We start from the raw sequence: 23386 nt of genomic DNA on the forward strand, positions 1-23386 counted from the left end.
CAGTGATTTAATAGATTGAAACTTAAGCCAGCTTTATAAATAGAAGTATAGCAAGGATAAGGTGAATAGAATGAGAATAAAAATAATTCTTTGTGGATTAATTCTAACAAACCTAACGTATGCCCAAGGCTGTATTGTTGGCGGTCAGGCTTCTCAACCCAGGTATGTCTGTTTTGATGGGCGAACTTTGGATCTGACTGAAACAGGCCTTGTATGGAATGCCAAGCGAGGATGTTTTATCAGCTCAGTACCCTGCTGCAACTACAATGCCACGCATTACGCCTATTACCCAAACCCAACCAAAATAGGTGCAGCCTATGCCCGTTGCAGACACGATTATCCGTTTACTCTTGGTCAAATGCAAACGCATTGACGTTTAAACCAACAAAAATCGAAAGTTTTTTTGAATTTCATTTAAGTCAAACTGGTTCAAATACAGAGAGAAACTCATCCACGCACTTAAAGCAGCCAAATCCTGGAAAGGAGGAGGAAGATACACTGGATCCGTTAAAATCTCGCGTTCTTTTAATTCACCTAACAAAGGTAAATCATCCAAAACCAGCTTGCCGGTAAACAATAAGGGTATTGTGTCGACTCTTTTTTGACCTATTGCAAAGCGTATGTAATTGTAAATTAATACAAATCCCTTGGCATAGGATAAGTCCTTGGTAAATGGGCCACCTGTTGGTGTGCTGCCTCTAAAGATGCGTACTGATTGATTATAGCTGTCTTCCTCTGATAATCCGCATTCGAGGAAGTAGCGATAAATATCAATAAAATCAGCTCCCTGAGTCACTTTATCCAGGGCAATTACGCGGTTGGTAATTTTCAGCATCCGACCAGGATAAGAAGAGAATGTCACGACTTCAGTAATGACTGCCAAGCCCTCCTGAATCACGCTGCTGGAAGGAGAGCCTTTAGACAGGAAAAAGCAATTCGGTTGCAAGGCTCCATTGAGAGTCGTTCCCACATGAACCCAGCCCTCATGAACTTCCAAATAGCGCAAATCCCTATCGCTAAACATAGCATTCTGACTTAATTTGATGCTATCAGCACCAGCAGAAGCGTCAGCAATCATATCATCGCTGACCATAACACTGACTCGACCAGGATGCTTGTCAAAAAACTTCCCTAATCGTTCCTGCAAAATTTCCTGAGCCTGTATCGGAGTGTAACGCTTGACATCAGCCTGAGATTGCAATTGAACCTGGAGACTCTTTAATACATCAAACAGCAGGGAACCCATTTCACACATACGCGGTCCACCCACATAAAACACATCGTCCGGGCTACCATACAATTCCATGGCCATTTCACTAAATGAGGGAGTACCTCGCAAGGATAACATCTGGGCAGCTCGACTATACTCTTCACATTGACGCCTGATTAAGCGGGTTACGGTGGAATATTGCCCTAATTGATTTTGCGCATCACGCAAAATGATACGAAATTCTTCCTGCTTGTCTTTTACTTTAAAAGGCAGTGGTTTACCGTCATAATAAGCCTTATCAATAGAAGGAAGTTTTTTTCCCTTAAACTTAAAAAATTCCTGCTTTACTGATTCATCCCATTTGATGCTATCAAGAATCCTGATTTGACGCTGCGCCTCCACGATACGCTGAGACAACTCCTGTATTATTGACAACTCTCCTGATTCTGATGGCGACATAATGAATCCTTATGAAGTTGTGGTATCTTCCACCGGAGGCGCTATGCTCACCCGCGCATCCTGAGTTTGTTGAGGTAAATCATAAAAATTACTAATATTGGTACTAGTCAATGGAGGCGGCACTACCAAAGCTTCACCATTACGGCTCTGTAAATATAAGTTTTCTCCATTACTGGCATAGCGAGAATTACATGCTGTTAGTGCCAGTGCTGCCAAGACTATAAAACTCAATTTTTTCACAACAAAATCCTCAGTTATATCAACTCTAAATTCTTCAACACCTTTTCCAAAGCCTGATGATGCTTTTCAGACAACTCGGTCATAGGTAATCTTAACTCTCCTCCAATCAATCCCATTTTTTTCATGGCCCACTTCACTGGGATTGGATTCGACTCCACGAACAAAAGCTCATGTAAAGGCATTAATTGCTCCTGAATGCGCAAACATCCTGCTTGATCATCATCCATTGCCAAATCACACATTTTTGCCATCAATTTAGCAGCAACATTAGCCGTCACCGAAATAACGCCTTTAGCCCCGGCCAACAACCATTGAGCAGCTGTCAAATCATCACCACTATAAACATCAATACTTCCTTCACACAACCGCAAAATTTGCTGTAAACGAGTCATCTGTCCGGTTGCTTCCTTTATTCCTATTATATTCGAAATTTTAGCCAGTCTTGCTACCGTTTCAGGCAACATATCGCATGCTGTTCTCCCTGGAACATTATATAAAATAATCGGAATAGCTACAGATTGGGCAATATGGCTGTAATGCAAATACAATCCCTCTTGAGTAGGCTTGATATAGGCTGGCGTCATGATTAAAGCAGCATGCGCCCCATATTCCATGGCTTGTTGGGTCAGTTCAATACAATCCTTGGTCGCATTCATAGCAGTACCTGCAATAACAGGCACTCTTTCTTTTGCTTGTTCAACGACTGTTTTGATGACCAGAAGTTTTTCACTATGTGATAAGGTGCCAGCCTCACCAGTTGTACCAGCTGCAACCAAGGCATGAGTTCCCTTGGCTATGTGAAACTCAACCAGTTCTCGCAAATGATGAACATCGACACTATCATTTCGCATGGGGGTTACCAAGGCTACTATACTTCCACTGAACATGTTGCCCTCAAAAATTAATGGTCCATAATCGTATATTACTGGAAAACAGACATCCGAGTAAATTTTTAAATAATACTTTAGTCAACTGGAACGCTCTACCAGCAGACATTATCTCTAACCCCACAGATATATTTGTGTAATTTCTTTACATATTTACCTTATTTTGTACTATTCTTGATATGAAGGCAACAACTTACAAAAGGAAGTTTACTATGAAAAAGATTATACCAACGTTGTTTTTCATAGGGATATCAACCACTATGATGGTAGGTTGCACGAATACTCAAGTTGGAACAGCAGTTGGAGCAGCTGCGGGCGCTGGTATTGGCTATGGAGTTTCTGGAGGATCAGCGTTAGGAACTGCAATTGGCGCAGGAGCTGGTGCATTAGTAGGAGGGTCCATAGGTCAAGAGCAAGACAGACGTGAGTATTATTACTACAGTGGCTACCCCTATTATTACTACTAATCCTGACTAGTCGACTAAATATGTTTCTTAATCATTTCAGCACTCTTAAAAACCTGGCCTTTTCCAGAGAGAAAGGGCCAGAGTAGTTTTTGATTTGGGTAAAATCAAAACTCTTTATGAAATGATATAGAAAAGAAGCGATTGCACATCTTGAAGACAAATCACTAACAATTGAAACAATTCATCAAAAATTTTTGTTAGCAAATAATAAGGCATTATTAAAAATCCATTGCTATAATCAATTCATGGAAAACAATGACAAGGATAGTAAAGATGAAACTGAAGAATAAAGTCGCTATTGTCACAGGAGCTGCAAGTGGAATTGGTAAAGAAATTGCGCTTGTTTATGCTAGAGAAGGGGCAAAGGTAGCAATCGCTGATCTGAATCTTGATCAGGCAAGTCATGTAGCAGAGGAAATCAAATCATCAGGCGGACAAGCAATGGCCGTTGCCATGAATGTAACCGATGAAGCACAAGTCAATCAAGGCGTGGATAAAGTAGCCGACCACTTTGGAGGAGTTGATGTTTTAGTCAGCAATGCCGGTATTCAAATCATCGAGTCAGTAGATAAACTAGCCTTTTCAGACTGGAAAAGAATGCTCGCCATTCATTTGGATGGTGCCTTTTTAACCACTAAAGCTTGCTTAAAATACATGTATGCCTCAGGCAATGGCGGCAGTATCATTTATATGGGCTCTGTCCATTCCAAAGAAGCCTCTGTACTCAAAGCACCTTATGTGACTGCCAAACATGGTCTGTTGGGCTTATGCAAAGTAGTTGCCAAAGAAGGAGGCTCTCACAAAGTAAGAGCCAATGTCATTTGCCCTGGATTTGTACGCACCCCTCTCGTTGACAAACAAATTCCAGAGCAAGCAAAAGAATTAGGCATCAGTGAAGAAGACGTTATCAAGAAAGTGATGCTAAAAGAAACAGTTGACGGGGAATTCACCACCACAGACGATGTAGCACAAACTGCTTTATTTTTTGCATCTTTCGAATCGAATGCGCTTACAGGACAATCATTGGTGGTCAGTCATGGTTGGTTCATGGAGTAAAAAACCATGACTAGAACTAAAAAGTCTGCAAAACAGGTTGCGTATCCCCATATTGCATGCAGCTTTCAGGGAGGAGGCGCTTTGGGCGCTTATCAAGCTGGAGTATTGCATGCTTTAAATGAAGCAGGATACCACCCGCATTGGTACGTGGGAACCTCAATCGGAGCAATTAACGCTGCCATTGCTGCAGGTAACCCTGATAACGAGCGGATAGAAAAAATGGTTCAATTTTGGGAATCGATCGCTACCTCGTCCGCAGTCAATGAATCAGCCCTCCTCGATGATCAGATAAGTCGGAAAATTCAACACTTAATTGCTGCTCATTCGGCTTTACTCTTGGGGCAGCCCGGTTTTTTTGTACCTCGTTTCCCTTCTCCTGACTTTGGTTGGCATAACAGCCCTGATTTATTAAGTTATTATGATACTTCTCCTTTACATAACAGTTTGGAAAAATTTATCGATTTTGATCGGCTGAATAACAATAAGTTAACCCGAATCAGTGTAGGCGCCGTTGAAGTAAGCAGCGGCATGATGACTTATTTTGATTCTTATAAACAAAAAATTGGACCTGAACACATTATGGCAAGCGGCGCGCTTCCTCCAGGCTTCCCGGCAGTTAAAGTCGATGGTAAATATTATTGGGATGGTGGCATATCAAGTAATTCACCAGTCAATTATATCCTAAACCATAACAATCAAAAACAGCTGCTTTGTTTTATGATTCATTTGTTTGATTCTTTTGGTATGGTTCCCACCTCAATGGATGAAGTACTAAAACGCAAAAAGGACATTGAGTTTTCCAGTCGGTTTATAAAATTAATCAACCTGCACAAGGAAATTCATGATTTAAGAAACACAATTCACATTTTATCAAACCATATTCCTCCTGAGGAAAAGTCAAAACCTGAAATAAGGGAGTGTATTAAAAAGGGACACCCTTCCTCTATTTCACTGGTTCGATTTTTATATGAACACGATGAAACGGAATTGTCTTCAAAAGATTACGAATTCTCCAAAAAATCTATTCATGAACGCATTCAAAAAGGTTATGATGATGGTAAAAAAGCGATCAAAAAATCGCCTTGGAATCAATCAGTCCCAATGACTGAGGGTATAGCACTGTATGACATGTCTGCCAAAGACACTATGAAAAAATATCAGGACTAATCGGACACCAGGCACTATAGGATAAGGATATGTTAATTATAGTAGGTTATATTGTAATACTACTCTGTGTATTTGGTGGATTCAGCCTGACAGGCGGACATCTCGCTGCTATCTTTCAACCCGTTGAATTATTGATCATTGGAGGAGCTGCTATAGGTTCCTTTATCGTTGGTAATAATATTACTGTTTTAAAATCTGTTCTAAAAGCCCTGCCTGCTACATTTCGTGGCCAAAAATCGGCAAAACAAGCATCCAGTGATTTGTTAAGTCTTCTATACCATTTACTCAGTAAAGCACGGCAACAAGGGTTAATGTCACTGGAAAATGACATTGACGAGCCGGATAAAAGCCCAATTTTTACCAGTTATCCCAATTTAATGAGTAAACACCATTTAATAGAATTTATTTGTGATTACCTGAGATTGATTATTACTTCCAACATGCAGCCTTTTCAATTGGAAAGCTTGATGGATATGGAAATTGAATCTCACCATGAAGAAGAAATGATCCCGGCCAATGCCATTACCAAGCTGGCTGATGCCATGCCTGCTTTTGGTATCGTTGCAGCAGTATTAGGTGTTGTCCATACCATGGAATCCATCAGTTTACCTCCCTCTGAATTGGGTGTTTTAATCGCCCACGCCTTAGTGGGAACCTTTTTAGGTATTTTAATTGGTTATGGTTTTGTTGGGCCTATCGCTACCGCCATGGAACAAAATGCCAATCAAAATCAATTGATGCTGCAATGTATAAAAGTTACTATCCTGGCAAGTTTGCACAATAATCCGCCTATTATTGCTACTGAATTTGGGCGTAAAGTATTATTTACGTCGCAAAGGCCTTCATTTAATCAGTTAAATGATGAAATAAAAAATGCCAAAACCGCTCAGACAACAACTCAGAGCTCCGAAACAACAGAAGCTACGTCCAGTTAGGTTACAGCCATGAGCGAAATAAACGATATCAGCGAGCCGATCAACGACGATATAGAAAAAAAAGACAAGCGGGAAAAAAAAGACAAAACCACTCACTATGCCCCTATCATCCGAAAAATAAAAAAAAATGATCATAAGCATCATGGTGGTTCATGGAAAATTGCCTTTGCTGACTTTGTAACAGCCATGATGGCCTTCTTTCTGCTCATGTGGTTGGTTGCTTCATTAAACAAAGCCCAAAAAGCGGGCATTGCTGAATATTTTAAACAACCAATGAAAGTGGCATTATTTGGCGGAGAAAGTATGGGGAATAGAAAAGCAACGATCAAAGGAGGAGGCCCGAACATTGAAGACACAGATGGTCAGGTTTCTGCCACCAATAAACCTTTAATCAATGAGAGCATAGCTAAAGATAAAGAAATTGTTGAATCTCAAGCTAATGAAATAAAAAAACTTGAAGAGTTGAAATCAGAGATCAATTTAAGTATGGAAAAAGATCCATCGCTTGCTGGTCTAAAAAAACAACTCCTGATGGATGTTGTTTCCGATGGCTTGCGTATTCAACTGATAGACAATCAGAAAAAACCGATGTTTGATGTGGGTTCCGATAAAATAAATCCTGAAATTGAACCCATACTGGCTAATATCGCAAAACTACTCAATTCCGTGCCTAATAAAATCACCATTCAAGGTCATACCGATGCCAATCCTTATCATAATCCTGAAGAATTGGAATACACCAATTGGGAGTTATCTGCGCAAAGAGCGAATGCAGCAAGACGTGCGTTGATAAAAGCTGGAATGGATGAAAATAAAGTCATGACGGTTACAGGTTATTCTTCCACTGTTCTTCTCGATAAAACAAACCCCTACAATCCTGAAAATCGGCGTATTAGCATCATTGTCATGAAAAAAGGGGCAGAAAACAAAATCAAGGTCAATAAATAAAAATCATTTGGCATCCGACCATGATTAACCTTGTTTTTGGAAGCTTTTCATTAAGATTAATACTATTTTCTTTGCAAATTAACATTCACAACATCAGAACTCATAATGCATTCGCCATCTTGATTAATCATCAGATAAATCCTGCTATCGCCATTTTTATACAAATGAAAAATAATTCGATAAATAGTTACCTCACCCCCTTCAATCTGAACCGTTTTAGGCTGCATATCCGACATAAATGCATAATAATTACTTAAACCGAGCGGATACAGTGTTTCGCTCCACTTGGTTGATTGCAACTGCCTTAAATGAGCTAAGCCCATATTTCGCTCAAAATTATAGTCATAATCAACAATAACCTTTGCATTATTCAGCAAAGCTGGGCATGAATGACTACTCTCTGTATTAGCAAGAGTAAAGAGAATGCTTGCATGAGATGGAAGTGAGTGCGAAGAATAGGCTGAATTCAATAAACACCATGCGAACATTAGCAAAATGATTCGTTTCATAACTACTCCATTAATTAAACCTGGTTCGAGAAATATTCTTATTACAAGACGAATTCATTTACAACAATTTATAAAGAATAAGATCGGAATGAGTCTCATGAATTGTTCAAGATAGCAAATCCATTTTCCTGCTTCCTTACCTTAAATTAATCTCTTGCTTTGTTCATTTCAGTTGGATATGATTTAGGCCGCAACTGTTGAAATATTGTCTTTGTAGTGTTAATATTGTTCAACTTGCAGGGCGCTATTTTACTAGTATTAAAACGAGGATGTTTTTCATGTCATCAAATGAATCTGCAGCTATAGTATCTCCGATAGTCAACGAAAAGCTATCGCAATGGAAAAAACAGGATACAATTTGGATGTTAAGCCTCTATGGCACAGCAATCGGTGCCGGAACCCTTTTTCTTCCTATAGATGCTGGCCTTAATGGCATTTTACCTTTAATCATTATGGCAATTCTCGCCTTCCCCATGACTTATTATTCTCATAGAGCATTATGCCGTTTTGTCCTTTCAGGCTCATCCTCACACAATGACATCACCGATGTTGTAGAAGAGCATTTCGGCTCATTTGCGGGTAAGATGCTGACTATTCTGTACTTTTTTGCGATTTATCCAATTTTGTTAATGTACAGTGTCGCAATAACCAATACCACGGAAAGTTTCCTCATTAATCAAATGGGAATTTCCCCTCCTCCACGAGCTCTTTTGGCGATCATATTAATCCTTGCATTAATGGGTATCGTGCGTTTAGGACAAGAAATTATTGTCAAATCGATGTCAGTGTTGGTATATCCATTTGCCACTATTCTATTTCTGCTTTCCCTTTATTTAATTCCTAATTGGAATAATGCTATTTTTATTCAAAGCAATTCTTTACATGCCAATGGAGGCCATGGATTATTAATGACTTTATGGTTAATTATTCCAGTAATGGTATTCTCCTTTAACCATTCCCCTATTATTTCTTCTTTTGCTGTGAATCAAAAGCAGCAATATGGCAAGCAAGCTGACGAGAAAAGTTCATTAATTATGAAATACAGTCACTTGATGATGGTTTTCTCTGTGATGTTTTTTGTATTTAGCTGTGTGTTGAGCCTGTCACCTCAAGACCTTTTACAAGCAAAGCAGCAAAATATTTCCATTTTGTCTTATCTGGCGAATCATTTTAATACTCCTATTATGGCCTATATCGCGCCTGTTATTGCATTCATAGCAATTTCGAAATCTTTTCTGGGACATTATTTAGGTGCCAAAGAAGGTTTAAGTGGAATTATTGTTAAATCATTAAAATCAACAACAGGAAAAACAATTAATAAAAACTCCCTGCATAGGATCATTGAAATCTTTATGATTCTGACTTGCTGGGCTGTCGCTACAATTAATCCTAATATTTTAAAAATGATTGAAACATTAGGAGGTCCCATCATAGCTGTCTTGTTATTTATCATGCCAATGTATGCTATTGCTAAAGTACCAGCCATGAAAAAATACAGCAATCAAATCAGTAACGTATTTGTTACGGTTATGGGGATTATTTCTATCTCAGCCATCATTTATGGTTTAATTTAACAATCAACCCAGTATCCATATATTTATTAAGGCGTATAATACGCCTTAATAATATCGCTATAAATTGTTATTTTGCCTCAATAGAATGAATTTAGATTTTATTTTTTGATAGTGATATATCCAAAAATACATTATCCAAAGTACTGCTGTCCCTGGAGTCAAATAATGAATGCCTTTTTATATCTTTAGTATCCAAACGCGCCAGCTCCTTATCAATCATATAATCAATCTCGCCTTGTGTTGTAGACCAACCATAAAGTCCTCTGATTTGACGTACAATCCATAGCCGACTTCTCAATTGACGTATATATATTAAAGCCGCATTTTCTGATTTTGTACCCTTACCATCCACTTCCTTTTTTAATTTTATAAGTATACCTCTTAAACTGAGATTATTTTGATTGGCTTTTATAAATTCAGAAATGCATTCAACTGCCAACATTTTTTTGAATTTCAAACAATACTGATGATCTTCACCAATATCCCTCAGTACTTCTTTCAGTTCATTATAAGTTTTAGCCTTAATGGCTTTGTTTAGATAAGGGGTATGAAATTGATAGGATCGGATATTTTCAATTTTTTCGAATTCTTCAAACTGTTTTGTTTGATTAGCTCCATTGGTCAATAAATGTTTCATGATAAAACGATAATCTTTACGCACATCAGCAGGGTGAACTTTAGACTGTCCTGCCATCTGTAAAGCGATATCCAGAGGAGTTCTTCCTGAGTTATTTTTAGTGTTGATGAATTGTCCATACATGCCAATCGTTTCGTCATAACGATAATCACCTAGCTTGATTGCTATATGCAGTGGTGTATCCCCATCCTCAAAAATATCAGAACAACAAAGCTTATGGCTATAATCTAGCGATTGCCTAATTTCATTTTGCAAAGCCCCTCTCACTTTTTCTGGCAAGTTATTCAGGATTTCATGGCATAATAAATCTTTCTCTTTTTCATTTTGGGAAAGAATAAAATCGCGAAAATCTTTTAGAGAAAATAACATCGCCTTTAAACGCGCCTGTCTGGCCAGCATCGCTTGAATTACCAGAGAAATATGCGCTCTGTCTGAAGAATTATTCTCATCAAAGCAGGCCTTTAAGGTAGCCTCCATTTGAGATTGAGAGATTAAAATATGCTTGTAAAAAGACCGCCATTTGGCCTTGTTAAACTCATCCACATAGGCTAAATCTGCAAAAGCTTGAATTTCAGCATAGGTACGATAATCTTTATTATCCCATGGTTTATAAAAAAAACTGGTTTTGGTTGGCCAATAACCATTAGCGGAATATTTTAAATTAGGAAATTTCATCAAGTCTTCTTCTGTGATATCAAAAGCATCACATCCATCAAACAAATGGCAGAATCTTCTTGTTGTAAATGACATGATGCTGTCAACAAACATTAAATCATGATCAATTTTGAAAAAGACAACTCGCGGTTTTCCTTTTTTCTTTACTAAATAAAAACCAAAATTCCCTTTATGCAAATCATCTTCTTCCAAAGTGTACGAAGTAGCCAGTATACTTGCCAAAGAAGCATAATCTATGCTCAATTTATTATTTTTTTCTGCTTCCAGTAATTGATTAAAAAAACCTTGAGGCAACTTATCCAGGAAATAGAAAGGTATCTCATTCGAGCTAGTCACTCGCTTTTCAGTATAATCGCATCCATTCTTTGGAGCATTCAAAGTATAAAACGGCTGCTTCAATCCTTCTTTATTTTCAATCACATAATTTAAATGTTCTACTATCAATCCCTGTACTTTATTAGTATCATTTACCACCATTTTTTGAAAGGAAGTTAATCCATTATCTAAAAATAATCGGGCTAACTGACTAAATGCCACTTCCATGCGAGATAAGTTAGCATTACCAAATTTATTTTTCTTATAAATAACTCTAAAATTTTTTTCAGACGGATCAGAAGGATAATAAACCGCATCAAGATAAACTTCATGCCCTGAAAAAGAAGGGGCACCCAGATAAATATCTTTAAGATTATAAACTCTAGGCATGGATTGGAAGAAAAATTAACAAATTAGGCTATAATTTTATCACAATGTTCCAATCAAAACAATGTACAAATACAGCGCATAATGTGTCAAATTTTATCCAAATCATCGGATTGTATTCGAAGGTTCTCATCTTGAACATTAAAGTTTTTTTCTTCACCCAAGCGAATTTGTAAACCCACATTATTTTTTGAATCGGCATACTTAATCGCATTCTCTTTGGTAATTTTTCCTTCTTTATATAAATTAAACAAAGCCTGATCGAAAGTCTGCATGCCTTGTTCTGTACTTCTTGCCATGACTTCTTTAATATCGTCTATCTTACCTTTTTCAATCAAATCAGAAATATAAGGAGAGTTAATCAAGATCTCAACCGCTGCGACACGCTGATTATCCACTCCAGGTATCAAACGTAATGAAATGATCGCTTTTAAATTAAGAGATAAATCTAATAATATCTGTTGTCTTGCCTCATCGGGAAAAAAATTAATCACTCTATCCAGAGCCTGATTGGCGTTATTGGCATGCAAAGTAGAAATACACAAGTGTCCTGTTTCGGCATAGGCTATTGCATGTTTCATTGAATTAAGATCACGAATTTCACCAATTAATATCACATCAGGCGCCTCTCTCATTGCATTTTTCAATGCATTGTCATAACTCAGAGTGTCAATACCGATCTCTCTTTGATCAACTATTGATTTTTTATGCTGATGTATATATTCAATAGGATCCTCTATTGTTAAAATATGCCCCCTGTGATTTTCATTGCGATGGTTGATCATCGCGGCCAGGGTCGTTGATTTACCTGATCCCGTTGACCCAACAACTAACACTAAACCTCGCAACTCCAAAACCAGAGACTTTAAAATTTGAGGAAGGTTTAAATCTTCTATAGAGGGTATTTCGCCCTTGATGTAACGCACCACCATAGCCACTTCGCCACGTTGCCTGAATAAATTGATTCGAAAACGCCCTACCCCAGCTAATGAAAAAGCCATATTGAGCTCCATTTTGGACTCAAATTCTTTTTGTTGTGCGTCATTCATAATAGATAAAACAATTTCTGCCATTTGATTCGATTTGATAGGAACCTGGCCAACAGGTGATGTGATTCCCTCGATTTTAATATTAGGCGGCGCCCCGACACTGAAAAACAAATCTGAGGCACCTTTATCCACCATGAGCTTAAAAAAAGGAGTAATATCCATAAGTTAACTCAAAATATTATTATATTTTTAAGTTTAGTAGAGACTCCTGAATTTGCTAGGCTCTGTTTTTTGATTATTTTCCTGATTGTTTAACTCAATAGAGGTACAGGAGTCTCCAGTCGACTGTTCCTGTGCTCCAATTCCCCCTTACAAGCCTCTAAAAAACCTTTTTTTGCAGCAAGAGCTTCTTCTGAAGACATGCCCATCCTAGATACCTCGGCATATAATTTACTTAAAAACTCAGCACATTCGAAATCAGAGTGCTCTTCATGCAGCCGCTCTACAAGTTGCTCGTTTTTATTTTTATCAATTAATTGATTGCTTAGTACACTTGGAGATAACATGCCTTGCAAATAAGGGGTATAAAAAGGAGACATGCTCAGACGCTCAGTACCATCGTCCTTTCCAGGAGTGCAATAGAATCTCTCCAGTGCCTGCTTATACTTTGCCACCCTCTCCGCACCCAAAAACTGATCATAATGAACTACGCCTGCGGGGAAATTTTTTCCTAAATGATTTCTGGGAGTAATATTCATCTCTTTTAAAAAGGACATAAATCCCTTTTCAAAATTTGTAATTCCCGGTGCTTCAGGGTGAGTGACTACGTCTATTGCTAAAATACGCTCATCATCTGATGAAGTAAAACTGGTTGATAATCCCCCATTCGTCCCCTTAAGGTAACGAACATAAATCGCATAAGTGACAGGAAACTCCCCTTTACTACCTGCTTCGTTTAACATAGCTTCCATTTTTTGTAAAATAAGTTCCAATTTTTGACCTGCTTCGTCATCTTTAACTGGAATCAAATAACTCACATCCCTCATCTCTTTTGGAAAAGCCACCTGGGGATGGGTAATATGGTTTTCATAATCTACTTTTGGTGCCTTACCACGAGTACCTGTGACTACTGCTGCTGACAGCAACATAAAGGAAGGTAATAAATGCTTTAATCCTGAATCCAGTAAAAAGTCCATCACTGAGGCACCAATACGAACTTGTAACTCTTGAGCAAAAGAGCGAATATCTGGATCATAGGGTGCCTTTTCCTTTTTGCTTGGTTTGTCTGTCGTATAATTCCATTGACGAATTTGCCATTTGGAAACCAGTTTATCCGATTCAGGACATCCATAACTTGGCATTCCCATAATACTGATGTATTGATTATTCTTTAATATATTACTTAACCTGCCTGCCATGTCTTTGGTATTTGGGAATAATTCTATTGTTTCGCATAAATTGAATGCCTTAACAGCCCATAATTTCATGCTAACCACAATACCCAATAACCCGCTATGGCCACCTATCAAATCTTTGAAATCAGGATGATCGGAATTAATTTCACGCAAATTGCCATCCATGTCACAAACTGTAACCGATTCAATTAAGCCACTGAATGCCGGTTCATCACGCCCCGTACCATGTCCAGCTGTTCCAGCCAAACCAACAGGGGTCACCCAGGAAATCATGCTAACAGTTGATAAGGATAATTGATGATTTCGCAAAAAATCAGCAAAATCAGCCACTTGCATCCCTGCACTCACTTCCACCAAAGTCACAGGAAGTCTATGGATGGGATTGTCTGGATTAAAAACAGGAGAATTCTTTAATGAGCCAATCACTTTTGCGTGATGAAATTTTTTTGCAAAACGGATAATTACATCGGTACCTGCCGTATCAGGAGATGCTTTACCACCTACGACTTGAGAAAAAGAAAATCCTTCATTGTACTGACTCTCCTGAGCTTCACTCCAAGGAAAAAAACAACAGCTTTTACCCGGTTTATCAGTCCATCCGGCAGTAGCTCTTACAGTCACCTTATCTTCGGGTTCCCTGTCAGAATTCAATTCCTTAATTGTTTTAATAACTGTCTGAACCTCTTTTTCGTTTTTAACTTCCACAACAACAGCAGATGGATTATTAACACTCTCCATGTAGTTAGACCAACCAACAGAATGAGAGATCTTGTTTTGATTCAGAATTTGAATGAACTTGCTTTTTAACTCCGTAGGTAACGCCATAATTACTCCTTGTAATATTAATCCTCAAACGGTTAAACACGGAAATAAAGGATGATCCATACTTGCTCCTGCTGGTATTTCGTCCGTCAAACCAGGAAAATCAGGCGAAGTAGGCCAGGCCCTGGGGGCATGTGTAATATCATCACCTAAAAAACGTACAGAAAATACTCTTCTTCTATGTCCTCCATCAACTCCCCTTGCCATGTGTAAAGTCAGCATATGAAAACAAACCACATCACCAGGCTCAATTTCCCATCCAATAATCGGATACTTCGCACGCGCTTCTTCTATAGGAGGCAATTCCTGCAAACTTCCTTCAGGAAACCATTTTGCCTGATTGTCTAAAAAGGTTCTTGGCATTAACCAGGGGCCCAGATGAGAGCCGGCTACAAACTCCAGAGTTGAAGAACGGCTGACAGGATCAACCGGGATCCAGAAACTGCAGTTTTGTTTCCCCTCAATATTATAATAGGGCTGATCCTGGTGCCAAGGTGTGACCTGACGTGTCCCTGGCTCCTTTACCAACAAATGATCATGATACAACCTGACTGTTTGGCTTTGCATCATTTGAGCGGCAACAGCTCCTAAATTCGTATCAAATATAATTCGTTGATAAAAAGGATTTTTTTGCCAGGTACAAAAATCCTCAACAAAATAGCCAGGATCATCTGGTCTGCTGGCTATTTTGGCACGGGAACTCAAGGAAGATAAATTAAATTCTATTCCTTCTTTTAGAATTGCAATGTCATCCGCATTTAAAAATTGGCGAAGACACACGGCACCATCACGATTAAAATCGCGGAGAATATCTTCATTCACTTTGTATTCAGGCATGATTACTTTTTGATAACTCACATTTTCTCCAATACATCTCGCAAATGTTTAACCGGCTCTATCACCATAGAATCCAGTTGCTGCTTGGGGGCATTGGCAAAAGGAACTATAGCACGCTTGAATCCATGTTTTATAGCTTCCTTAATGCGTTCCTGACCACTTTGCACAGGTCTGATTTCTCCCGCTAATCCTACTTCACCGAATATGATGGTTTCACTGTCAAATATACGATTACGCAAACTGGAAATCACTGCGGCCAACAATGCCAAATCACTCGCTGTTTCCGTTACCTTAACCCCCCCTACTACATTGATAAAAACATCCTGATCGTAAGTGGCAATGCCTCCATGGCGGTGCAAGACAGCTAACAAAATCGCCAGGCGATTATGCTCAAGCCCGGCAGTAACTCGTTTCGCTTGCTGGCCGTGGGCTTCGTCAACCAATGCCTGTACTTCTACCAGCATAGGTCTTGATCCCTCCCAAGTTACCATCACTGCGCTGCCTGGCGTAGGATCAGGCTGGCGAGATAAAAAAATAGCTGATGGATTAGCTACTTCCTTCAGACCTTTGTCAGTCATGGCAAATACACCTAATTCATTGACAGCGCCAAAACGATTTTTAATCGCGCGAATGACTCTGAAACGACTATCGTTTTGCCCTTCAAAATAGAGAACACTATCCACCATATGTTCTAACACTCGAGGCCCAGCTAATGTTCCTTCCTTGGTGACATGACCTACCAGGAAGACCGCCGTATTGCTCATCTTGGCATAACGCACCAATTGCGCTGCTGATTCCCTGACCTGACTAACTCCTCCCGGAGCAGAACTTATGGCTTCAGTGAATATGGTTTGTACCGAATCGACGACAATAATTCGCGGCTTTTCCTTTTGGGCTTGAGAAATGATGGATTCAACCTGAGTTTCTGCCAATAGCCGCAATCCGGCCAAAGGTAACCCCAATCTTTGAGCACGCATAGCAACTTGTTGTAATGACTCTTCCCCCGTCACATACAATACTGTTTCCTGCATGGACAAATTCGCGAGAGTTTGCAGCAGCAAAGTAGATTTGCCAATTCCTGGATCCCCTCCAATCAGAACGACTGAGCCATAAACCAGACCTCCTCCTAAAACCCTATTGAGCTCGGATATACCACAGTCCATACGCACTATTTTATCCATGACGACGTCTTCAACGGCAGTAATGACGGAGCGCTGATTGGCCCATTGCCCACTTCGTACAGCCCTGTTTTCTGGCACAATCCCTTCTTCAACAATGGAATTCCAGGCGCCACATTGAGTGCATTGTCCTGCCCACTGTTTAAAAACAGCCGCGCATTGATTACAAACAAATTGGGTTTTCACTTTCATAATTTCTGCCTTGATTAAAGCATTTGATTTAATACCATCCATGATAACTCGCGTTGAAAATATTTACCTTAAATAATTTTTTAAACGAACCAAGACTTATCCCATCCTGTATAACTCCTTTTTTTATTGCACTCAATTTACGAAATATTTATTAAAACTTTACTTTTCAAAAACACTATCTTGCTTTATTATTTGCCGAAGTGATTTTTTTATAAAAACCGAGGATAAAATTATGGCAAAATTCACCGTAGGTCAGGACCCAGTTAAAGGTTTAACTGAACTTAAAGCATACATGGAAGAGCAAACATTAAAAATTAAAAAAGCGACTTCAGAACAGGAAATCGATCAACTACTCGTAGAAGTTTTGAATGAATACGATGATAAAATGGGTTCATTATCAAAAATTTACAAAGGTGGAAATGAGCAAGTTGAACAACTGAAAACTGACGTAAGAAAACTATATGAACCTTTACGTGATCAATTTAGTTATAACCACCCAAAAACACTGGTTGGTGAATTTCAAATAAAAATAGAAGAACAACACAAACGGGCTGAAGAAGAAAAGCGTAAGCTGGAAAAACAGCGCGAAGAACAATTGAAACTGGAAAAGCAGCTTGAAGAAGAAAAGCAACTTGAAGAAGAAAAACAAAAACTTGCAAAGCAATCTGATGAAGAAAAGCGTAAACGTGAAAATCAACAGGAAGAAACTATAAATCAAGCGCTTCAGAAAGTTGATGGAATTCTTCAAGAACTCACACTTAAAATAGACAGAGTCGATCAACACCAGTATAAAAAAGCACACGACACAGCAAATACACTACTCAAAAGCCTTATAGCTGCTCGTGATGAGTATGAACGAGACTTAAGAGCCAATGAATTTTCTCAGGAACTTGCCGGAAGAAAGTTTAAATTAGCTTTTCAAGATGCCGTAAAAATAGCTAAACCGGTTTTAGAAAAAGATTTAGGCTGGGGTGACTACCTGAAAAATCTTTTAAAGTGCTTGGCCAATGCTGTGATTACCGTCTTTACATTTGGTTGCCAACAAGGTTTCTTCACTTATGCACGTCCAGATTCAGCTAAAGCGGTAGAAAAAGCCGAAGAAGATTTGGGGCTTCGCCAAACTGCTTCATCACCCAAATAATTAAACGCCAAACAAAAGCCTGACATTCGCTTGGCTTCGCAATATTTAAATGCGAATGTCAGGCTTTTTTATACAATCCAATCTGCTTCTCGACCAGCAAATGCCAGAAAGATCTTGCTCTCCAATTGCGTCTGATTCCCACAGACTTATCTGACAAACAATATGACTTCATTTTAAATTGATTAATTCTATACCAGGCACTATGCATTAATACTTATCTAATGAAAAAGAATCTGAAAATATTTGCTTTTCAATTGGTTATTTTTGATTTAACTTACTTAAAGGATTATTTTAAAATCGGAGGTCAAAATCATGCCTGCTTTCAAAAAAGGACAAAATCCAGTAACAGAACTTACTAGATTAAAGGAGTATATGGAAGACCAAATAGCGAAAGCAAAAGAGTCCTCCTCTTTAACAGCACAACTAAAATTCCTGGAAAACGCCCACACAGAACACTTTGTCAAAATGGGCTCTCTAACTACAATTTACACAGGCGGCAGTGAAGTGGTTGATCGCTTGAAAATTGAAATCCGTGCTTTGTATGAAGAAATGATTGCGTTAAAAGATCAATGCCGTGACCAGATTCAACAACACGATAAATCTATGAAACATAACCCCACCTTCTTCACTATGAAGAATAACCATACAAAGACTGAAGAACTTGATATAGATTTTGACAAGGCATTCGGACTTTAAACGCTGTTCGCTACTCAATGTTGGTCTTTGATATTAAGTAAGCAAAGCCCAACATTAAGCATTGGATTTCCTTTATCAAACCAGAAGCTGCCAGCAAGCTTTCCTCGTTGATTTTCCATTTACTTCCATTCAGAAGTTGAATCCTCATATTAACTCAGTATAATCACAGCTTTTATCGCCTTGGAAAACAGATATGAGCAAAGGCATACATTTCGAACAATCAATCACTGAACTCGAAGAAATTGTCCGGCAACTGGAAAAGGGAGAGCTTACCCTTGAAGAATCGCTGAAGCAATTTGAAAAAGGAATTAGCCTTGCAAGACGTTGTCAAAATGCTTTGAATCAGGCAGAGCAAAAAATTGAAACGTTAACTGGTACTGATTCCAACTTTGAACTCGACTCAGATGAACAAACAAGTGATTGATAAGTATACCCAAAGACATGAGCTATATCTCGAGCAATTGCTCAATGAAACAATAATACCAGCTCCTAAAATTCGCTCCGCACTGCATTACGCTTTATTTTCAGGCGGCAAAAGAATAAGACCCATTTTGGTTTATTTAGCTGGCAATTTAATTGATGTGAACCAGGACGTTCTGGATGTCATTGCAGCAGCGCTTGAGTTAACACATTGCTATTCGCTGATTCATGATGATCTTCCAGCGATGGACAACGACGATATACGCCGAGGTAAGCCAAGTTGTCATAAAGCATTTGATGAGGCAACTGCTATTTTAGTCGGCGATGGCATGCAAGCTTTAGCGATTGAGGTGATATTGACGAGATTATCGCCCCTTCTCCCCGCAGCACAAATCGTAGCCATTACTCAATTATTGGTGAATGCGAGTGGAGTCAGTGGAATGGTTAGTGGCCAAAGTCTTGATTTATCAGAATTAGCCAAGTCGTCAGTAACTGAGGAACAATTAAGAGAAATTCATCTTTTGAAAACTGGGAAATTGATCCTGGCCTGTTTTGAAATGGTTTTAGCAGCACAACATGCTGTATCAGACCAAATCAAATCCGCACTAAGAATTTATGGCAAACACATAGGGCTTGTATTTCAAATGCAAGATGATTACCTGGATCTTTACGCTCCAACGCAAATATTAGGAAAAGGTCGCTCCTCGGATCAGGCAAACCAAAAAACCACTTTTGCTACCTTATTTAACAGACAACAATTGGAAGAAGCAATTGCTGTTCATTATCAAATTGCAATGGATTCTCTGAGGTTATTTGGTAGTAAGGCGGCTGCATTAATTGAATTAACCAAACAATTACAAAACCGCAGCAATTTGTCTTGACAGCATGGATGCACCGGGCAATCCGATTGATATCCGTTTTAAGCTAGGATTTTTTAACAACACGTGAAACAGGAATCCAGGTTTCTATACCTTGCTCCATTTTACGTTGCTCACCCTTCCAGGCTTGCCCATAAACCACTTCATAAGTTAAGGGATATTTCCCGTCAGCAGTTCGCATTGTAGCGTATTGTGCTTCAAACTGTTTCCATGCACTTTTACCTGTGAGTCCATGATTTCGTTTAGGATTAATATTTCTGACCCCTTGAGTTTTTAGAGCCAATAGTAACTGGGGGAGAGTATCGTAATGTATAGAGAGTAATTCCATGTCCATAACCGGATCCATGAAATGCTCTGCCACCAGACAATCTCCAATATCATGCATATCAATAAATTCATTAACATGAGCATATTGATTAGCGGCAGACCAGGCTATTTGCAGCTCTTTGAAGGTATCAGGGCCCAAAGTAGTAAACATTAAGCATCCGTTAACATTCATTACACGATTAAGTTCCCTAAAAGCGGAGCCTAATGAGCTACTCCAGTGAATGACCTGGTTAGCAAAAACCAAATCAAATGCACCTGTTGCAAAGGGCATTTTCTGCATATCAGCACTAACTAAAGGCCATTTACGACGCCAACCCTGCCTTTTCCTGGCTTGTTCTAACATGGCAAACGACAAATCCATTCCAACAATCTGCGCTTTTGGGTATAACAAAGTCAATTCTTTTGAAAAAAAACCCGGCCCACACCCCAAATCAAGAATTCGTCGAGGAGTAATTTTCAAATATTGTAACCGTTCAAACAAACGACTGCCGATTTCTTTTTGTACTTTGGCAACACGCTCATAATCATCGGCATGTTTGCTAAATGCCTTGCTTATTTCATTGTTGACCGTCATTATAAATACCAAGGAAAAGTTAAATGCTGGAAATCCAACTATCGTGCTCCAAAAATTTTTAAGTATAACACAGAACTTACGTTTGCCTTCAATATGCACTCTTTGCAACCAGTTCCAAAAAAGCCAACTTGCAATTTGCGCTTATTGCATGGAGTATATGAAACAACTTGGATCTTGCTGCCAATATTGTGCCTACCCCCTTTCTGATGATACCTATCTGGTTTGTGGCCAATGCGTTAGAAAAAGGCCTTTCTTTGATAGTGCCTATATAGCGTATCGTTTTGAAGAACCTCTACGCGGTTTAATACACCAGTTTAAATATCATAATGGTCTTTATCTGGCCTCGTTTCTAAAACAATTACTTCTTGATGCTTTACCACAAAGCGCATTTAAACCAGACTGTCTAATTCCCGTTCCCATGCATCCCAAACGATTAAAACGTCGGGGATTTAACCAGGCTGCTATATTAACCAAGTTATTAGCTCGTCAATTAAACATCCCTTATGATTTATATTATTGCCAAAAAATAATCAATACCGCCTCACAAGCCAACCTCGATGGAGAGCAACGACGGAAAAATTTACGTCATGCTTTTTATGTATCACCTGTAACTTATGAACACGTCATGATTGTTGATGACTTATTAACCACAGGCAGCACAGCCAATGAAATGGCATATACATTAAAAAATGCCGGGGTTAAGAGAGTAGATATATGTTGTTGTGCGCGGACTGTAACTAAAAATTAAAATATAGCCCCGTACCTATGAATCAACTGTCAATGGTGTAAATATCGATTCAAATCATTCATTAACAAATGCACTAGCAACACACAAAATAGAATAACCATTAAACGATGCAACAAGACTTCCATAGCAACTGAAATGGGTTTCCCGCGAATTTTCTCTATAACCGAGTATAAAATACTTCCTCCATCAAGGCCGGGTATAGGAAATAAATTGACTAAGGCTACTGCCAGACTCAAAGTAGCTATGAACAAGAGAAAAACGATAACACCTTGAGTTAAAGAGGCCACAGAAACAGAAAAAATAGCCAAGGGCCCAAGTAAAATAGAAAAAGGAATAACTCCGAGAAACAATTGTTTCAATATCATGATAAAAAAGTACATTGTATGGATTATCTCATCAAACGCCTCTTGTATTGAAGCCAGTAGAGATGGATAACGCTTCAGACTAGAAACTGCTGACAAATCAGGCTTGATTCCCATACTCTCCAGCAAAGAACCATCTTTTGAAGTAAATTCGATCTGACTTAAATCAAGACTCAATTTTTTTAATTGCTGATTCGCCTGTCTTAAAACAATTTGCACATTCTTTTGCCCCCAATGAATCACCAACTGCATACCTACTCCTTGCCAGGAATCAGTAGGGTAACTCTCTACAGCAACCCATTGGTCGCCTGCTTGAATACCTGTCTTTGCAGCAAGGCTATCCAGTTTTACCGATTGAATTTGGGGTAATTTATAGCTAATGCCAATATAAAAAACCAAGACCAAAGCTATCCATGCAGTAACAAGATTTGCAATCGCTCCCGACAATAAAATCACCACACGAATCCAAACTGGTTTCTTATCAAAACAATAAGCATTTTCTTGCGGCTTTACTGGGCTAATCCGTGAATTCAGTAGTTGAACATATCCTCCCAAAGGCCACATTGCCCAGATCCAGTTACATCCACTTCGGGTTTGCCACTGAATTAATGGTTTTCCAAATCCTATAGAGATTTTACTAATTTTGACCTGAAACAAACGGGCTGCCAATGCATGTCCCAATTCATGTATACCAATCACCAAAATTAACGTGAGTATTATGGCTAGCAATGCCATAATCATAATGGACTCCTTATCCAGAATATGAGGCTTATTTAAAAAGCACCAGAAAGAATAATCTATTTGTGCGTATTATCAACTACCAACTGCAACATTGGAATCCCTTTTCTTCCAGCCAATTCATATCCTTTACGATAAACCTCAAAAATTCGATAAGGTTGATTCGTCTCACTATCAACCAACTCCACCTCATCACCCTGTTCATCAACTAAAGTCACAGTCAAATGTATCTCACGAAATCCATCAACCTGGTAACGCTCTTTAAATAATTTCAGAACCCTCTCCAGGCTCTCAACGGTTTCAATAGCATTATGTTGACCTTGAAGGATAATGTCCATTTAAAGCTCCTATTGAAATGACACATGTTGTGCAATGTGTGGCTATCTATGTTGGCGGCAAAACTCAACAGGACTTTAGAAAGCCACTGTTCTGTAAATTGGATATGAGCCCATGTGATGATAGAGGAAGTGAGTTGAACTCCTTGCCACCGGATTTTTGCAGCAGCACAATCTTGAAGAAGTTGGGTAAAAAATATACTGTAAAATGATTGCAAGAAATAGAAATACAAGGAACCTTACCTTTTTCTCTACAAATTTTACAATG

General features: G+C 38.8%; 24 protein-coding genes. 12 read left to right on the plus strand and 12 right to left on the minus strand.

Features of this window, described 5'->3' with window-relative positions; all coding sequences use genetic code 11:
- Positions 1-70: 70 nt before the first annotated feature.
- A complete protein-coding gene (locus tag OQJ02_RS11540; RefSeq protein ID WP_265719170.1) occupies positions 71-373 on the plus strand; it encodes a hypothetical protein in 303 nt (100 codons plus the stop codon).
- Positions 374-376: 3 nt separating this feature from the next.
- Here OQJ02_RS11540 and OQJ02_RS11545 read toward each other — a convergent pair whose 3' ends face one another.
- From OQJ02_RS11545 to dapA, 3 genes are read right to left on the minus strand one after another with little or no spacing between them, the layout of a single operon-like run.
- Positions 377-1669, minus strand: coding sequence for a flavohemoglobin expression-modulating QEGLA motif protein (locus OQJ02_RS11545; protein WP_061485045.1), 1293 nt, complete (start codon positions 1667-1669; stop codon positions 377-379).
- Between the two features lie 9 nt (positions 1670-1678).
- Positions 1679-1909 (minus strand): hypothetical protein, encoded by a 231-nt coding sequence (locus OQJ02_RS11550; protein WP_265719171.1) that lies wholly within the window; start codon positions 1907-1909, stop codon positions 1679-1681.
- Positions 1910-1923: 14 nt separating this feature from the next.
- A complete protein-coding gene (gene dapA / locus OQJ02_RS11555) occupies positions 1924-2796 on the minus strand; it encodes a 4-hydroxy-tetrahydrodipicolinate synthase (RefSeq protein WP_265719172.1) in 873 nt (290 codons plus the stop codon).
- Between the two features lie 212 nt (positions 2797-3008).
- Here dapA and OQJ02_RS11560 point away from each other — a divergent pair, with 212 nt between their 5' ends.
- From OQJ02_RS11560 to motB, 5 genes are all read left to right on the plus strand, one after another.
- A complete protein-coding gene (locus OQJ02_RS11560; protein ID WP_014842276.1) occupies positions 3009-3263 on the plus strand; it encodes a glycine zipper domain-containing protein in 255 nt (84 codons plus the stop codon).
- Between the two features lie 273 nt (positions 3264-3536).
- A complete protein-coding gene (locus tag OQJ02_RS11565; RefSeq protein WP_265719173.1) occupies positions 3537-4319 on the plus strand; it encodes a 3-hydroxybutyrate dehydrogenase in 783 nt (260 codons plus the stop codon).
- 6 nt (positions 4320-4325) lie between these two features.
- A complete protein-coding gene (locus tag OQJ02_RS11570; protein WP_265719174.1) occupies positions 4326-5486 on the plus strand; it encodes a patatin-like phospholipase family protein in 1161 nt (386 codons plus the stop codon).
- Positions 5487-5515: 29 nt separating this feature from the next.
- Positions 5516-6421: a flagellar motor stator protein MotA gene (gene motA / locus OQJ02_RS11575; RefSeq protein WP_265719175.1), complete on the plus strand. Its 906-nt coding sequence runs from the start codon at positions 5516-5518 to the stop codon at positions 6419-6421.
- A 9-nt stretch (positions 6422-6430) separates the two neighbouring features.
- On the plus strand, positions 6431-7369 hold the full coding sequence (motB, locus tag OQJ02_RS11580; RefSeq protein WP_265719176.1) for a flagellar motor protein MotB: 939 nt from the start codon (positions 6431-6433) through the stop codon (positions 7367-7369).
- 62 nt (positions 7370-7431) lie between these two features.
- Here motB and OQJ02_RS11585 read toward each other — a convergent pair whose 3' ends face one another.
- On the minus strand, positions 7432-7878 hold the full coding sequence (locus OQJ02_RS11585; protein WP_265719177.1) for a hypothetical protein: 447 nt from the start codon (positions 7876-7878) through the stop codon (positions 7432-7434).
- A gap of 278 nt (positions 7879-8156) precedes the next feature.
- On the opposite strand from OQJ02_RS11585, the gene OQJ02_RS11590 reads away from it, so the two are divergent.
- Complete coding sequence (locus OQJ02_RS11590; RefSeq protein WP_265719178.1) at positions 8157-9452, plus strand: serine/threonine transporter; 1296 nt, start codon at positions 8157-8159, stop codon at positions 9450-9452.
- A 91-nt stretch (positions 9453-9543) separates the two neighbouring features.
- On the opposite strand, the gene ankK is transcribed toward OQJ02_RS11590, so the two are convergent.
- From ankK to radA, 5 genes are all read right to left on the minus strand, one after another.
- Positions 9544-11469, minus strand: coding sequence for a Dot/Icm T4SS effector AnkK/LegA5 (gene ankK, locus OQJ02_RS11595; protein WP_265719179.1), 1926 nt, complete (start codon positions 11467-11469; stop codon positions 9544-9546).
- Positions 11470-11555: 86 nt separating this feature from the next.
- A complete protein-coding gene (locus OQJ02_RS11600; protein WP_265719180.1) occupies positions 11556-12677 on the minus strand; it encodes a PilT/PilU family type 4a pilus ATPase in 1122 nt (373 codons plus the stop codon).
- 89 nt (positions 12678-12766) lie between these two features.
- Positions 12767-14695 (minus strand): L-gulono-gamma-lactone oxidase, encoded by a 1929-nt coding sequence (locus OQJ02_RS11605; protein WP_265719181.1) that lies wholly within the window; start codon positions 14693-14695, stop codon positions 12767-12769.
- Positions 14696-14719: 24 nt separating this feature from the next.
- The gene (locus OQJ02_RS11610) at positions 14720-15550 is read right to left on the minus strand and encodes a phytanoyl-CoA dioxygenase family protein (protein WP_265719182.1); all 831 of its coding nucleotides are present in this window, start codon (positions 15548-15550) and stop codon (positions 14720-14722) included.
- Entirely contained in the window at positions 15547-16902 is a 1356-nt protein-coding gene (gene radA / locus OQJ02_RS11615; RefSeq protein WP_416209897.1) for a DNA repair protein RadA, read from the minus strand. Before radA ends, OQJ02_RS11610 begins: the two co-directional genes overlap by 4 nt.
- A gap of 229 nt (positions 16903-17131) precedes the next feature.
- On the opposite strand from radA, the gene OQJ02_RS11620 reads away from it, so the two are divergent.
- The 4 genes from OQJ02_RS11620 (at position 17132) to OQJ02_RS11635 (ending at position 20037) form a co-directional block, all read left to right on the plus strand.
- Positions 17132-18040 (plus strand): lpg2327 family Dot/Icm T4SS effector, encoded by a 909-nt coding sequence (locus OQJ02_RS11620; protein ID WP_265719183.1) that lies wholly within the window; start codon positions 17132-17134, stop codon positions 18038-18040.
- A gap of 312 nt (positions 18041-18352) precedes the next feature.
- Complete coding sequence (locus tag OQJ02_RS11625) at positions 18353-18736, plus strand: hypothetical protein (protein ID WP_265719184.1); 384 nt, start codon at positions 18353-18355, stop codon at positions 18734-18736.
- Between the two features lie 193 nt (positions 18737-18929).
- On the plus strand, positions 18930-19160 hold the full coding sequence (locus OQJ02_RS11630) for an exodeoxyribonuclease VII small subunit (protein ID WP_062726883.1): 231 nt from the start codon (positions 18930-18932) through the stop codon (positions 19158-19160).
- Complete coding sequence (locus OQJ02_RS11635; RefSeq protein WP_265719185.1) at positions 19141-20037, plus strand: polyprenyl synthetase family protein; 897 nt, start codon at positions 19141-19143, stop codon at positions 20035-20037. Before OQJ02_RS11630 ends, OQJ02_RS11635 begins: the two co-directional genes overlap by 20 nt.
- A gap of 43 nt (positions 20038-20080) precedes the next feature.
- Here the strand turns inward: OQJ02_RS11635 and bioC are convergent, their stop codons facing one another.
- Positions 20081-20935, minus strand: coding sequence for a malonyl-ACP O-methyltransferase BioC (gene bioC / locus OQJ02_RS11640; RefSeq protein ID WP_265719186.1), 855 nt, complete (start codon positions 20933-20935; stop codon positions 20081-20083).
- A 43-nt stretch (positions 20936-20978) separates the two neighbouring features.
- Here bioC and OQJ02_RS11645 point away from each other — a divergent pair, with 43 nt between their 5' ends.
- Positions 20979-21683, plus strand: coding sequence for a ComF family protein (locus tag OQJ02_RS11645; protein WP_416209891.1), 705 nt, complete (start codon positions 20979-20981; stop codon positions 21681-21683).
- Positions 21684-21712: 29 nt separating this feature from the next.
- Here OQJ02_RS11645 and OQJ02_RS11650 read toward each other — a convergent pair whose 3' ends face one another.
- Positions 21713-22786, minus strand: a complete 1074-nt coding sequence (locus tag OQJ02_RS11650) for a M50 family metallopeptidase (RefSeq protein WP_265719188.1) — start codon at positions 22784-22786, stop codon at positions 21713-21715.
- Positions 22787-22842: 56 nt separating this feature from the next.
- Complete coding sequence (locus tag OQJ02_RS11655; protein WP_027222429.1) at positions 22843-23121, minus strand: hypothetical protein; 279 nt, start codon at positions 23119-23121, stop codon at positions 22843-22845.
- Between the last annotated feature and the right edge of the window lie 265 nt (positions 23122-23386).

This window comes from Legionella sp. PATHC032, assembly GCF_026191185.1.
Lineage (GTDB): Bacteria > Pseudomonadota > Gammaproteobacteria > Legionellales > Legionellaceae > Legionella.

What these genes read in the sequence shown, in the direction of transcription:
- OQJ02_RS11540 (WP_265719170.1), top strand. Translation starts at nt 71, where the DNA reads ATGAGAATAAAAATAATTCTTTGTGGATTAATTCTAACAAACCTAACG.
- OQJ02_RS11545 (WP_061485045.1), bottom strand. Translation starts at nt 1,669, where the DNA reads ATGTCGCCATCAGAATCAGGAGAGTTGTCAATAATACAGGAGTTGTCT.
- dapA (WP_265719172.1), bottom strand. Translation starts at nt 2,796, where the DNA reads ATGTTCAGTGGAAGTATAGTAGCCTTGGTAACCCCCATGCGAAATGAT.
- OQJ02_RS11560 (WP_014842276.1), top strand. Translation starts at nt 3,009, where the DNA reads ATGAAAAAGATTATACCAACGTTGTTTTTCATAGGGATATCAACCACT.
- OQJ02_RS11565 (WP_265719173.1), top strand. Translation starts at nt 3,537, where the DNA reads ATGAAACTGAAGAATAAAGTCGCTATTGTCACAGGAGCTGCAAGTGGA.
- OQJ02_RS11570 (WP_265719174.1), top strand. Translation starts at nt 4,326, where the DNA reads ATGACTAGAACTAAAAAGTCTGCAAAACAGGTTGCGTATCCCCATATT.
- motA (WP_265719175.1), top strand. Translation starts at nt 5,516, where the DNA reads ATGTTAATTATAGTAGGTTATATTGTAATACTACTCTGTGTATTTGGT.
- motB (WP_265719176.1), top strand. Translation starts at nt 6,431, where the DNA reads ATGAGCGAAATAAACGATATCAGCGAGCCGATCAACGACGATATAGAA.
- OQJ02_RS11585 (WP_265719177.1), bottom strand. Translation starts at nt 7,878, where the DNA reads ATGAAACGAATCATTTTGCTAATGTTCGCATGGTGTTTATTGAATTCA.
- OQJ02_RS11590 (WP_265719178.1), top strand. Translation starts at nt 8,157, where the DNA reads ATGTCATCAAATGAATCTGCAGCTATAGTATCTCCGATAGTCAACGAA.
- ankK (WP_265719179.1), bottom strand. Translation starts at nt 11,469, where the DNA reads ATGCCTAGAGTTTATAATCTTAAAGATATTTATCTGGGTGCCCCTTCT.
- OQJ02_RS11600 (WP_265719180.1), bottom strand. Translation starts at nt 12,677, where the DNA reads ATGGATATTACTCCTTTTTTTAAGCTCATGGTGGATAAAGGTGCCTCA.
- OQJ02_RS11605 (WP_265719181.1), bottom strand. Translation starts at nt 14,695, where the DNA reads ATGGCGTTACCTACGGAGTTAAAAAGCAAGTTCATTCAAATTCTGAAT.
- OQJ02_RS11620 (WP_265719183.1), top strand. Translation starts at nt 17,132, where the DNA reads ATGGCAAAATTCACCGTAGGTCAGGACCCAGTTAAAGGTTTAACTGAA.
- OQJ02_RS11625 (WP_265719184.1), top strand. Translation starts at nt 18,353, where the DNA reads ATGCCTGCTTTCAAAAAAGGACAAAATCCAGTAACAGAACTTACTAGA.
- OQJ02_RS11630 (WP_062726883.1), top strand. Translation starts at nt 18,930, where the DNA reads ATGAGCAAAGGCATACATTTCGAACAATCAATCACTGAACTCGAAGAA.
- OQJ02_RS11635 (WP_265719185.1), top strand. Translation starts at nt 19,141, where the DNA reads ATGAACAAACAAGTGATTGATAAGTATACCCAAAGACATGAGCTATAT.
- bioC (WP_265719186.1), bottom strand. Translation starts at nt 20,935, where the DNA reads ATGACGGTCAACAATGAAATAAGCAAGGCATTTAGCAAACATGCCGAT.
- OQJ02_RS11650 (WP_265719188.1), bottom strand. Translation starts at nt 22,786, where the DNA reads ATGATTATGGCATTGCTAGCCATAATACTCACGTTAATTTTGGTGATT.
- OQJ02_RS11655 (WP_027222429.1), bottom strand. Translation starts at nt 23,121, where the DNA reads ATGGACATTATCCTTCAAGGTCAACATAATGCTATTGAAACCGTTGAG.